This window comes from uncultured Photobacterium sp., from assembly GCF_947502415.1.
GTDB lineage: Bacteria > Pseudomonadota > Gammaproteobacteria > Enterobacterales > Vibrionaceae > Photobacterium.
Genome location: NZ_CANMZV010000042.1, coordinates 1 through 12,581, shown reverse-complemented (window position 1 = coordinate 12,581; position 12,581 = coordinate 1). Strand labels below are relative to the sequence as shown.

General features: G+C 49.5%; 9 protein-coding genes and 2 tRNA genes. 4 read left to right on the top strand and 7 right to left on the bottom strand.

Annotated features, from left to right (window positions below):
• Positions 1-340: 340 nt before the first annotated feature.
• Positions 341-1,555 carry an NAD(P)-binding domain-containing protein gene (locus tag Q0852_RS22830; RefSeq protein ID WP_299022543.1) on the bottom strand — a complete coding sequence of 405 codons (1,215 nt, stop codon included), beginning with the start codon at positions 1,553-1,555 and terminating at the stop codon, positions 341-343.
• Between the two features lie 31 nt (positions 1,556-1,586).
• Complete coding sequence (ilvY, locus tag Q0852_RS22825; protein ID WP_299022540.1) at positions 1,587-2,456, bottom strand: HTH-type transcriptional activator IlvY; 870 nt, start codon at positions 2,454-2,456, stop codon at positions 1,587-1,589.
• Between the two features lie 132 nt (positions 2,457-2,588).
• Here ilvY and ilvC point away from each other — a divergent pair, with 132 nt between their 5' ends.
• Positions 2,589-4,073, top strand: a complete 1,485-nt coding sequence (gene ilvC, locus Q0852_RS22820; RefSeq protein ID WP_299022537.1) for a ketol-acid reductoisomerase — start codon at positions 2,589-2,591, stop codon at positions 4,071-4,073.
• Between the two features lie 131 nt (positions 4,074-4,204).
• Here ilvC and Q0852_RS22815 read toward each other — a convergent pair whose 3' ends face one another.
• The 4 genes from Q0852_RS22815 to Q0852_RS22800 all read right to left on the bottom strand — a co-directional run bounded on the left by Q0852_RS22815 (position 4,205) and on the right by Q0852_RS22800 (position 9,430).
• Positions 4,205-4,459, bottom strand: coding sequence for an accessory factor UbiK family protein (locus Q0852_RS22815; protein ID WP_299022535.1), 255 nt, complete (start codon positions 4,457-4,459; stop codon positions 4,205-4,207).
• Between the two features lie 124 nt (positions 4,460-4,583).
• Positions 4,584-7,700 carry a multidrug efflux RND transporter permease subunit gene (locus tag Q0852_RS22810; RefSeq protein WP_299022533.1) on the bottom strand — a complete coding sequence of 1,039 codons (3,117 nt, stop codon included), beginning with the start codon at positions 7,698-7,700 and terminating at the stop codon, positions 4,584-4,586.
• Positions 7,701-7,712: 12 nt separating this feature from the next.
• Positions 7,713-8,828: an efflux RND transporter periplasmic adaptor subunit gene (locus Q0852_RS22805; protein ID WP_299022531.1), complete on the bottom strand. Its 1,116-nt coding sequence runs from the start codon at positions 8,826-8,828 to the stop codon at positions 7,713-7,715.
• A gap of 26 nt (positions 8,829-8,854) precedes the next feature.
• Complete coding sequence (locus Q0852_RS22800; RefSeq protein ID WP_299022529.1) at positions 8,855-9,430, bottom strand: TetR/AcrR family transcriptional regulator; 576 nt, start codon at positions 9,428-9,430, stop codon at positions 8,855-8,857.
• Positions 9,431-9,620: 190 nt separating this feature from the next.
• Between Q0852_RS22800 and rep the strand changes: the two genes are divergently transcribed.
• Complete coding sequence (gene rep / locus Q0852_RS22795) at positions 9,621-11,639, top strand: DNA helicase Rep (RefSeq protein ID WP_299022527.1); 2,019 nt, start codon at positions 9,621-9,623, stop codon at positions 11,637-11,639.
• A 57-nt stretch (positions 11,640-11,696) separates the two neighbouring features.
• On the opposite strand, the gene Q0852_RS22790 is transcribed toward rep, so the two are convergent.
• Positions 11,697-12,107 (bottom strand): cytochrome c5 family protein, encoded by a 411-nt coding sequence (locus Q0852_RS22790; protein WP_299022525.1) that lies wholly within the window; start codon positions 12,105-12,107, stop codon positions 11,697-11,699.
• A 290-nt stretch (positions 12,108-12,397) separates the two neighbouring features.
• Between Q0852_RS22790 and Q0852_RS22785 the strand changes: the two genes are divergently transcribed.
• Positions 12,398-12,474: transfer RNA gene (locus tag Q0852_RS22785), tRNA-Arg, on the top strand.
• A 33-nt stretch (positions 12,475-12,507) separates the two neighbouring features.
• Positions 12,508-12,580 (top strand) — tRNA-His (locus Q0852_RS22780).
• Position 12,581 lies beyond the last annotated feature (1 nt).

Genomic DNA, 12,581 nt, shown 5'->3' with positions numbered 1-12,581 from the left:
TGGTTAGAATACCGGCCTGTCACGCCGGGGGTCGCGGGTTCGAGTCCCGTCCGCTCCGCCACTTATTAAGAAGCCTCAGCAGAAATGCTGAGGCTTTTTTGCATTTGTATTTTGTCCGTCCTTCGGTCGGATAGCCCTAGACTAGGCGTCCCCGTCGAAAGACTCGGGCTTGCTTACGTCTGAAATTTGAGTATTGGTTCTGAGTGGAGCGGTAGCTTAGTTGGTTAGCCTATTACCTTGAAAGCTTGGCGGCCTGTCACGCCCCCGCCGCTCAGTCATTTATAACTAAGCCCAAGCATTTCTGCCTGGGCTTTTTACGTTTTTGGGCATTGAAAAGGGGTCATTCATAGCGATAGAAGTGACGTAGCCATTGCTCGGCAATGCGTTTTTCGTCTTCTTCATTAAGTGCCTGGATACCCTGTTTGAATGGACGAGCCTCGGTGGCTAACTGTAATCCGGCAAGCATATGCGCGGCTTCAAACAGATAAAGTGTTGGATCGCCCATCCCTGTTTTGAAAGGTGTATTGGCGGATTCTCCCCCTGCTAGCAGGTAAAGGCTCTGGCCTCTTCGGGTGTGGTATTCACGAATCAGGCGGTTGCCCCCGACTTCTGTCAGGGTGCCGTCGGCAATGAGTTGAGGAAGGTTCAGTTCATCATCTGCAGAGGTCACAGTGGAGATAAACAGGCTGTCATTAAGGTTATCTAGTAGCTTACTGGGTAGGGCACCATTACCGGTACAGCAGAAAATCATATTACATTCGTTAATCAGCCGTTCGATGGAGCTAACTTGGACCCCATTTCGGGGGAAGTGGGTAAGCCGGCGTGGATCGGTGTCAGCGACTAGAATTTGACTGATCGCTTTACCTTTCAGGTATTTGATCACGCCTTGGCCTAAATTACCTGCTCCAATCACTCCAATTTTAAGAAATTCATCATTGTTAAGCTTGAGGCCGAACTCTTCTCGAAGGATCTGATCGGAATAATGCACGATGCATTCAGATGCTTCATAGTCAGCTGGCGCTTTGATACTTAAATGGGAAACTGTGACGAGTGGTTTATCTAATTGACGGTTGAGGTATTTGTAGAGTCCGTTTGCGGTGAGTTCTGTGATCCCCAGACACTGTTCTTGGAAGGTGGTACTGATATGTTCTATGGCATGAGCGAAATACCCGCCGTGATCCAAGATCAAAAATTGGCTGTCTGCTTTGAGGTGTGCCCTTATTAAGTGCTCGGCAATGGCAGGGTCTTTTAGCTGCTCTTTGCCGTATTGTTGTCCTTCTTTGTTTACAACATGACAACGAGGCAGTTGCTCTATGGTTGTGGTGATATCCTGATTGCAAAGGGCAGTAGCACTTTTAGGGATAAAAACGAGTTTATCGGCAATTTCTGCCAATACATTGATATAAGGTAGCGATCCTTCGTAGCAGTGCATGACCGAGAAAATCACTAAATTGTCCGGGATAACGAACTGATCGGCAATCTGTTTGAGAAAATCGTAGCCTTTGGCCGCAAAAAAGTCCGAATAGTATGAATGAGTTAAAATTGGTTGAGACATTAGTATTCCGTTTTATCTCTGAATTAATGCACTAGAAAAGTTGTATTAGTGCATGGAGTAAAGGTTCTTGTTGTCGGCTTTGCTTGCAACACAAGCCGAGGATGAGCGGTGGGATCTTTTCTTTTTCGAGCCGTCTTACTTTGCTGCCTACCGGGCTATTGTCTATAACAACATCGGGCGCGATACCAATACCACATCCAAGTGCCACCATACTGACGATGGCTTCATGACCCCTGACCTGGGCGTAAATATTGGGTTTTATTTTTTTTTGCTTAAGCCATTTGTCTGCGCGATCTCTTGCGGTACCAGATTCCGGGAGGATGAAGGGAAGTTGTGCCCAATCCGGCGTATCAGACAGGTATTTTTGTAACCCTGATGCTGGCACAAGCGGTGCAATCACTGACAGGGTGACATTATCTAACTCCAGGAAGGTTAATTGACTCGATACATGATCGGGTTTGGCGGCAATGGCAATATCGGCTTTGTCGTGCTGTACTTTTTCTATTGCCTGAGCCGGATCGCCAGTGAGAAGCTGAATTTCAATCTGCGGATACCGCTGGCGAAATTTATTGAGGATGCCAGGCAGGTGGCTATAACTCGCGGTAACCGAGCAAAACAGTTTTAGTTTTCCCTGTAGCTGTTGTTCTTGGTCTTTGAGCTGAGCCTTGAGTTCCAGCCAGCTTGAGACTATCTGCCCGGCTACAGGCAATAGCTGCTGGCCCGCGGAGGTTAGCTCGACGCTGCGGTTGTCCCGAATAAATAAAGGTTGTCCTGTTTCTTCCTCCAGGCGCTGGATAATGCGGCTGAGGGCCGATGGACTGATGTGCATTGCCTGCGCTGTCTGACTGAAACTTTTAGAGTCACAGAGGTGCAGAAAGAGTTGCAAGTTCTTGATGTTCATTGTCCATGTTGCACTTTTTGCAATAAGTTATTGTGAATATATCACTTTGCGCAATTAGGTGCCTGTTCTAGTATCAAGATATTCGACAAGTTGATGTCGAATCAAGGATCAGAATTCACGGAGTTTGCAGTTATGGCTAATTATTTCAATACCCTAAATTTACGCCAGCAGCTAGATCAGCTAGGTCGCTGCCGTTTTATGGATCGTTCAGAGTTTGCGACAGAGGCGGATTATCTGAAAGGCAAGAAAGTCGTGATTGTGGGGTGTGGTGCGCAAGGCCTTAACCAAGGCTTGAACATGCGTGATTCTGGTTTGGATGTCGCTTACGCGTTGCGTCAGGTAGCGATTGAAGAGCAGCGCCAGTCGTATAAAAATGCGAAGAAAAATGATTTTGAAGTCGGTAGCTATGAACAGCTGATCCCGTATGCAGACTTGGTCGTTAATCTGACGCCGGACAAGCAGCACTCGAATGTGGTGGCAAGCGTGATGCCGCTGATGAAAGAAGGGGCTGCACTGGGTTATTCCCATGGCTTCAACATTGTTGAGGAAGGGATGCAAATTCGTGATGACCTGACCGTCGTGATGGTGGCACCGAAGTGTCCGGGCACTGAAGTTCGCGAAGAGTATAAGCGAGGTTTTGGTGTACCAACCTTGATAGCGGTTCACCCTGAAAATGATCCTAAAGGTGATGGCCTGGATATTGCCAAGGCATGGGCGGCAGCGACAGGTGGTCACCGCGCCGGTGTGCTTGAGTCTTCATTTGTGGCTGAAGTGAAATCGGATTTGATGGGAGAGCAGACTATCTTGTGCGGTATGCTGCAGGCCGGTTCTATCGTGTGTTATGAGAAGATGGTCGCCGAAGGTGTTGAGCCAGCGTATGCCGGTAAGCTGCTGCAGTATGGTTGGGAAACGGTTACCGAGGCGCTGAAGTTTGGTGGTATTACTCATATGATGGATCGTCTGTCTAACCCGGCGAAGGTTAAGGCGTTCGAGCTGTCTGAAGAGCTTAAAGAGCTGATGCGTCCACTATATAACAAACATATGGATGATATCGTCAGCGGCGAGTTTTCTCGTACTATGATGGCCGACTGGGCTAATGACGATGCTAACTTGCTGGGCTGGCGGGCAGAGACAGCGGCCACGGATTTCGAGAATTATCCGGACTCTGATATTCAAATCGAAGAGCAGGAATACTTTGACAACGGTATCTTGATGGTTGCCATGGTGCGAGCAGGGGTTGAATTGGCATTTGAAGCTATGACGGCGACGGGCATTATCGAAGAGTCGGCATACTATGAGTCGCTGCATGAGTTGCCGTTGATTGCCAATACCATTGCCCGTAAGCGCCTTTACGAGATGAATGTGGTTATTTCCGATACGGCTGAATATGGTAACTACCTGTTTGCCAATGTGGCGACTCCATTACTGCGTGAGAAGTTCATGCCGTATGTCGGTATTGATGTGATTGGTAACGGGTCAACTGAAAAAAGTAATTATGTTGATAACCAGCAGCTGATTGATGTTAATGAAGTTATCCGTAATCATCCGGTTGAGTGGATTGGTCAGGAGCTTCGCGGCTACATGACAGACATGAAGCGCATTGCGGTAGGTGGTTAATCGTTCCTTAATTGAATGTTTCATGTGAAACACAGCCCGGCATTTGCTGGGCTGTGTTGATAGTATTGAATAAAGAAAAGGCTTGGTCTGGTGACCAAGCCTTTTCTTATTTACTTCGAACCTCGACGCAATTATTCTTTATCAGCCAGCTTTTCTTCCAGCTTAGCTAACTTTTGTTCCATCTCGGTCAGTTTCTGGCGGGTGCGCAGCAGTACCTGAGTCTGGACATCAAATTCTTCACGGCTGACGACATCCAGCTTGTTAAGCTGTGACTGGATTACCTGACGAACTTTCTGCTCGACGTCATTGCCCAGCTCTTTGACAGGCTGAGGCATAGACTCATGGATCTGCTTGGCTACTTGCTCAAGTTTCTTTGGGTCAAACATAGCTGAGTTAACTCCGTAACGGCTTAAATCTGTTGTCGTTATTTTATTCAAATCCTTACTGATTGTCGTCGATAATCGCGAAATAAAAAAGGCCGCACGGGCGGCCTTGATGATTTTTCTGGAATTAAGCGTCGTGAGCTTTCAAAGCCGCGCGTGCTTCGTCTGCTCGTTTCAACTTTTCCAGGTCTTTGTCTTCCACAAAGACCGGTAGTGGTTTGTGAATACTCGCCAGGTAGGTGTAGATCACCGGCAGTACAAACAGGGTAAAGATAGTTCCGATAGCCAGGCCAGATACGATAACAATACCGATACTGAAACGCTGGGCAGCACCTGCTCCTGTTGCGTATAGCAGTGGGATCAGGCCGGCGATCATCGCAGCGGTCGTCATCAGGATTGGACGCAGACGTACCTTGGCGGCTTCCATTACCGCAGCCATACGGTCTTTCTTGTGGTGCAGCTGTTCTTCTTTCGCTACCTCACAGATAAGGATACCGTGTTTGGTGATAAGACCAATCAGGGTGATCAGGCCGACTTGAGAGTAGATGTTCATCGAGGCTGCTCCCCACGCCAGGGCAATCAGAGCACCACAGATAGCCAGTGGAACAGAGACCAGGATAACCAGCGGGTCACGTAGTGATTCAAACTGAATCGCCAGTACTAGGAAGATGATCGCCAGGGCTAGGGCAAAGGTCGTATACAGGGCATTACCTTCAGTTACGAACTGACGTGCCTCACCCATGAAGTCGTACTGATAGCCTGCCGGTAGTTTGCCTGCTGCATCACTCTGGAACCAGTTTATGGCATCACCCATAGCGGTACCCGGAGCCGGTACAGCACCAATGGTTGCTGAGTTCAGCTGATTAAAGTGAGGCAGGGCACGAGGTTCGGCGATGACATCGATAGTGATCAGGCTGCCCAGCGGGATAGCCTTGCCATCAGCTGCACGGACATAGTAACCCTCGATTGATTCCGGATTCAGGCGGTATTTACGTTCAACCTGAGGGATCACTTCGTATGAGCGGCCATTGAGGTCAATACGGTTTACATAGCCGTCTGCCATCATGGTGCTCAATGTGATACCGATGTCCTGCATGGTGACGCCATAAGCACCGGCTTTGTCCTTGTCGATGTGGATTTTCATCGTCGCCGAATCGTAGTTCAGATCCAGAATCGAGTAAACAAACATCGGGCTGGATTTCACTTCGGCCAGAATATCCGTTGCAACCTGAAACAGGCTCTCGAACTGGTTCGGTGTGGTGATGACGAATTGGATTGGCAGACCGGATCCGGCACCTGGCAGTTCAGGCATCTGGAATGCGGTGACCGCCATCTGCGGAACCTCATTAACCAGTCCGGTTACGCGTTTAACCACTTCCGCCTGGCTTGCTTCTCGCTCACTCCAAGGCACCATAGAGGCAATACCAAATGCCTGGTTGGAATTAGGCACACCAGAGAATACCTGTGCATACGCCACTTCAGGCTGTTCTGACAGGATTTGGTTCACCGTGTTCATGGTGTTTTCGATGTAATCCAGGTTGGCGTTCGACGGTGCCGTACCCATCATCATCAGTACGCCTTTATCCTCGGCCGGAGCCAGCTCACTCGGGATCAATTTGAATAGAACTGGCATGCAAGTAAAGATCAGAAGACCAAATACAATAACCACCGCACGATGTTGCATGATGCCGCCCAGCATCTTTTCGTAGCGGTTGGTCAGGCGGTCGAGGAAGTTGTGGACCGAGGTTTCAAACTTGCTTGGCTGCTCGTGGGCCTTGAGCATTTTTGAACACATCATTGGCGACAGGGTCAGAGCCACAATACCTGAGACAAAAACGGCACCGGCCAGGGTCAGGGCAAATTCTTTGAACAGTGAGCCGGTGATCCCGCCCATCATGGCGATTGGCGCGTATACCGCACCCAGGGTCAGTGTCATGGCGATAACCGGCACCGCTATTTCACGAGTACCTATAATAGCAGCACGGAACGGCGATTCACCCAGCTTGATGTGACGGTCAACGTTTTCCAGAACCACGATTGCATCATCCACCACCAAACCGATGGCCAGTACCATGGCCAGCAGAGTCATCAAGTTCCAGGAGAAACCAAAACCCTGCATCACCATCGCAACACCAATCAGCGACAGCGGGATGGTGACGATAGGGATGATAACCGCACGGAAGGAACCCAGGAACAGGGTGATCACCACGAGTACGATCAGCGCCGCTTCAGCGATAGTTTTGATAACTTCGTTGATTGACTCATTGATCGCGATGGTGGAGTCATACATCACGTTCATCTTGATGTTGCTCGGCATATTGCGCTGAAGCACCGGCAACAGCTCCATGATATCGGCAGCGATGTTGATTGGGTTGGCGCTTGGTGCGGCGTTAATCGCGGCTACCACCGCTTTCTCACCGTTTGCCGATGCACGGTAAATGTCGTGACTCTTTTCCAGTGACACCTTGGCAATGTCACCCAGACGGATCACCTGGCCTTCCTTGGTCGAAACAACCAGTTTCTCCAGATCATCGGTACTGGAAACCTGAGTATCTGCTGTACCGTTATAAAGCACGAATTCGCCGGTTGCCTGGCCTGTTGCCGATTGGTAGTTGTTGGCGTTCAGCACACCCATCACATCAGTTGCGGTCAGGTTGTAAGCGGCCATCTTAGCCGGATCAAGCCAGACACGCAGGGCATACTTCATACCACCGAACAGGTCGACTTTAGATACACCGTTAACCGTGAAGAATTGCGGGTTGATCACGCGCTCCAGGTAGTCAGTGATTTGGCTGGATGCCAGCTTATCACTGGTAAAGCCGATGTACATTACCGCCGTGGTCGAGCCGGTCGACATGGTTACTGTTGGGTCTTCCGCTTCCTTCGGCAGTTGGGAGCGAACCGAGTTGGTTTTGGCCAATATATCAGCCAGGGCTGCGTTCGGATCGGTGTTGAGCTTCATGGTCACCGTAATGGTGGATCGGCCCAGCACGGAAGATGAGGTCATAAAGTCGATATTGTCAGCCTGGGCAATGGCCTGTTCCAGTGGCTGGGTAATAAAGCCCTGGATCAGGTCGGCACTGGCCCCGTAGTAGCTGGTAGACACCGTTACCACGGTGTTGGTCATGTCGGGGTATTCACGGACCTGCATCTTGAAGATTGCCTGTAGGCCGAGCAGGGCAATCAGAAAGCTGATTGATACCGCCAGGACAGGACGTTTAATAAAAACATCAGTAAAGCGCATTAATCCTCCGGATTACAGCATTGGGGTTTCTGCTGGCGCTTGAAGTGCAGTGCTTTCAACAATGCGTACTTTAGCGTCATTACTCAGGCGAACCTGACCCGAGGTGACAACAGTGTCACCGGCTTTCACACCCTTCAGGATATGGATGCTTTCACCTTTGCGCTCGCCAGTTGTAATTACGGACTGACGGACACGTAGATCGCCATTCTCATCTTTATTAACCAAGTAGACATTGTCACCGTACAGGGTAAAGGTGATCGCTGTCTGCGGTAGGATGATCTGGTTTTCCATTGTCGGCAGGATGATATGGGCACGGGCAAACATACCACTACGTAGCTGGCCGTCGTTGTTCGGGATATCAGCCTGAACCTGGACTAGGCCGCTCTGGTAGTTGACTGCCGGCTCAATGGCGCTGATCTTGCCGCTGAACGGCGTTTCCGGATAGGCGTCAACGAAGATCTTTACGTCTTGGCCTAGGTAGATATCAGAGATATCGGTTTGCGGAACCGTGAAACGCAGTTTCATCAGGGTGGTATCTTCCAGGCGAACAATGTCGTTACTTGGCTGGATATACTGGCCGAGGAAGACGTTACGCAGGCCGACCACACCATCAAACGGTGCTTTGATCGTACGGCGGTCAATCGTCGCCTTCAGGCTTTCAATATCAGCAGATAGCGAGAAGTAGGAAGCTTCAGCATCATCGAAGGCCTCTTGGGAAATCGAGCCTTTCTTGTAGAGCCCCTGGTAGCGGATATATTTGGCTTTGGCTGCCGGTAGGCGGGCTTCAGTACTTTTCAGATTGGCGATTTCCACATCGGAATCCAGGCTGACCAGCGGCTGGTCTTTCTTCACTGTCGAACCGGACTCAAAATCAATTTTGTTGATCACGCCGGAAACTTCCGATGTGATGGTTACCCCTTGGTTTGGCTCAATAAAGCCGATGGCTTCAATGGCCGGGATCCAGTTACTTGGCTTGGCACCTAATACTGTGACAGGGAACGCTGGTTCAGGCATGTTGGAATATTTTTCCATTTTGTCCTGAATATCGAAGTATTTGTTCACAAATAAAGTGCCAAATAATAGTCCCACGATTATTAGCATGCCTAACCATGCTACCCATCTTTTCATTATATTGTGCTCCGAAATTACTAATTTTAATGCTGTGTTATGGCATCCCAGCTGGCTTCGATAGCTGCCTCGCGGCTAGCATCGTCAACTTTAAAGACACCGTTAATATGTTTTCGAGCCAGGCAGGCGCCTGGCTCAAGGCTTAAAACACTTAAAATTTCATTATCGAGTTGTTTGAATTGGCCGCTGGTTTTCCCCTCATCAAACAGCTGGTTGACCTTGGCAAACAGCTTTTTTTCCAGTTGGTGTTGTTCCTGACCATTACGGCGGGGTAAGTTTTCAAACTGGCCGCGGTTGATCAGTGGTGCATCTTCTTGATTTGCCATATTCCAGATGTTGAGCCACATGGTTCGAAAGCGTTCTTTCAGCGGCATGTCATCTGACAGGTTCTGAGTCACTTGGCTCGCAACATGGGTCAAAATATGGTCATAGAGCTGATGAAGAAGATCGTCTTTATCTTCGAAGTAGCGATAAATCGTCCCTGCAGCAACGCCGGCTTCCTTGGCGACCATTTGCATGGAAAGACCATGAAAGCCATACATTGCCAGCAGCTTTTCTGTTGCTTTCAGGATGCGTATTTTCTTGTCACTCATAGAGGTCATATAAATGTAAATAAAGATAATGAATGAATGTTCATTCATTATTTTAAAGAGCAAAATTTGTTATGCAAGTTATTTCTTATCGAGATTGGCGGTGCCTGAGAATATTCGAGGGTGAATAGACAAGCGGCCATAACTCGCTACAATGCGCCTGCTGACCTCTAGATGATCAAATACGACACAGGATACGCTGATGAAACTGAACCCAAGGCAAACCGAAGCGGTAAAATATGTATCTGGGCCATGTTTAGTACTGGCCGGAGCCGGTTCGGGGAAAACCCGGGTGATCACCAACAAAATTGCGTATCTGGTTCAGCAGTGTGATTACAAGGCGCGCAATATCGCGGCGCTGACCTTTACCAACAAGGCCGCCCGTGAGATGAAAGAGCGTGTCGGGCAGACGTTGGGACGCCAGGAAGCCAAGGGGTTGATGGTATCGACGTTTCACACCTTAGGTCTGAACATTATCCGCCGGGAATATAAGTCTTTGGGGCTGAAGGCGAGTTTTTCGCTGTTTGACGATCAGGATCAGATGGCGTTACTCAAAGAGCTGACTGAGGCCGAAATTGACGGCGACAAAGATCTGCTCAAGCAGCTGCTTTCGACCATTTCCAACTGGAAGAATGACATGCTCTCGCCGGGTGAGGCGATGGCGTATGCGAAGACAGAAAAAGACCAGTTATTTGCCCATTGTTACGATATGTACCAGAAGCAAATGAAAGCTTATAACGCACTGGACTTTGACGATTTGATCCTGATGCCGGTACTTTTGCTGCGGGATAATCAGGAGGTTCGCCAGCGCTGGCAGAACCGGATCCGTTACCTGCTGGTGGATGAGTACCAGGATACCAATACCAGCCAGTACCTGTTTGTTAAGCTGCTGGTGGGTGAGCGCTCGCGCTTTACTGTGGTTGGTGATGACGATCAGTCTATTTATTCCTGGCGTGGAGCACAGCCGGAAAACCTGGCCTTGCTTAACAAAGACTTTCCTAGCTTGCGGGTGATCAAGCTGGAGCAGAACTATCGCTCGACCAGTAGGATTTTGCGTACAGCTAATATTCTTATTGCCAATAACCCGCACTTGTTTGATAAGGCGCTGTTTTCTGAGATCCCCGATGGCGAGATGCTTAAGGTGATCACCGCCAAGAACGAAGAGCATGAAGCGGAGAAAGTGGTGGGAGAGCTGATTGCCCACCGTTTCCTCAATAATACCGCCTATAAGGATTATGCGATTCTGTATCGGGGTAATCACCAGTCTCGCTTGTTTGAAAAGGCGCTGATGCAGAACCGGATCCCATATAAAATTTCTGGCGGGACGTCTTTCTTCTCGCGTGCTGAAATTAAGGACATCATGGCGTACCTGCGTCTGCTGACCAATCTCGATGATGACAATGCATTCTTGCGTATCGTCAATACGCCGCGCCGTGAAATCGGCCCGGTGACGCTTGAAAAGCTTGGCACTTACGCCAACATGCGCGGAAAGAGCCTGTTTGCCGCTAGCTTTGAACTGGGGCTGGAGCAACACCTGAGTGGTCGGGGGCTGGAATCCCTGCAGCGCTTCACCCGCTGGGTGGTGGAGCTGTCGGATAATGCTGAGCGTGGCGATACGGTCGCTGCCGTACGCCAGCTGATCCGTGATATTAATTACGAAGATTGGCTTTATGAAACTTCGGCCAGTCCGAAGGCGGCTGAAATGCGAATGAAGAACGTTTCAGACCTGTATAGCTGGATCACCGCCGATTTGGAGGGAGACAACTATGATCAGGAAGTCAAAACGCTGAAAGAAGTGGTGCAGCGTCTTACTTTGCGGGACATGATGGAGCGCGGTGAAGATGACGATGATGCCGATCAGGTTCAGTTGATGACCCTGCATGCCTCCAAAGGCCTGGAGTTTCCGTATGTCTACCTGATTGGTACAGAGGAAGGGATCTTGCCGCACCAGACCAGTATTGACGAGGATAATGTTGAGGAAGAGCGCCGCCTGGCCTATGTGGGGATTACCCGGGCTCAGAAGGAGTTGACATTCACACTGTGTAAAGAGCGTCGCCAGTTTGGTGAGCTGCTGAAACCTGAACCGAGCCGCTTCCTGTATGAGTTGCCACAGGATGACCTGGAATGGGAGGCGGATAAGAAGCCGGTGACCCAGCAGGAGCGAATGCAGAAAGGGCAGGCTCACATTGCCAATATCCGGGCGATGTTCAACAAAAAATAGTCGATACCAAAAGGGTTGATGCACTAGCATCAACCCTTTATTTTTATTGTGTTTCTCTTATAGCCCTTCAATCATGTGATTGATGGCCGCGATGATTTCGTCATCGCTACAGTCCATGCAGGAGCCCTTTGCAGGCATGGCGTTAAAGCCGTTGATGGCGTGATCAGCCAATACATCGTTGCCTTGAGCGATGCGAGTAGCCCAGTCTCCGGCATTGCCTTTTTTCGGCGCGCCCATAATCCCCGAACCATGACAGGCGGCACAGAAAGTGCCATAGACGGTATCGCCGCTACGAGGGCCCGCGGCAACAGCCGGTGTAGCCGGGGCATCACCTTCCAGATAGACTGAGCCGACAGGCTTGATTCTTTCAGCAATAGCATCGTCTGACATATCTGCGGCCATGGTGGAGCTAGCAAATGTTATTGCTGCTACAGCGGCTACCATTAGTTGTCGAAGAGATAGTTCCATTGAGCTCACCTTACACTTCCAGATGTTTATGCGATTGCCACAGTCGTCTGTATGAGTTGTTGTTTATCGAACTGTTGAGACAAGGCAGTGAATATTTACAGATTGTTTAAATTGTAAAAACAAAGTGATTATATCCGCTAAGTTTACTGTGATAAACTAGGTGCTTGTGTTTGTATGATACGAATCAATACTTATTTGTTTATATTTGCAGCGAACAAGAAAAAAAACCAAAAAAAGACTTTACGAGGGGCGGCGTGATCCGTAATATTCACCACCGCCGATAGGGCAAGGCGCCCGTAGCTCAGCTGGATAGAGCGTTGGCCTCCGGAGCCAAAGGTCGAAGGTTCGAATCCTTTCGGGCGCGCCATTCCGGAAAGAAAATATTGGCAGCAACATTATGGTGGCTATAGCTCAGTTGGTAGAGTCCCGGATTGTGATTCCGGTTGTCGCGGGTTCGAATCCCGTTAGCCACCC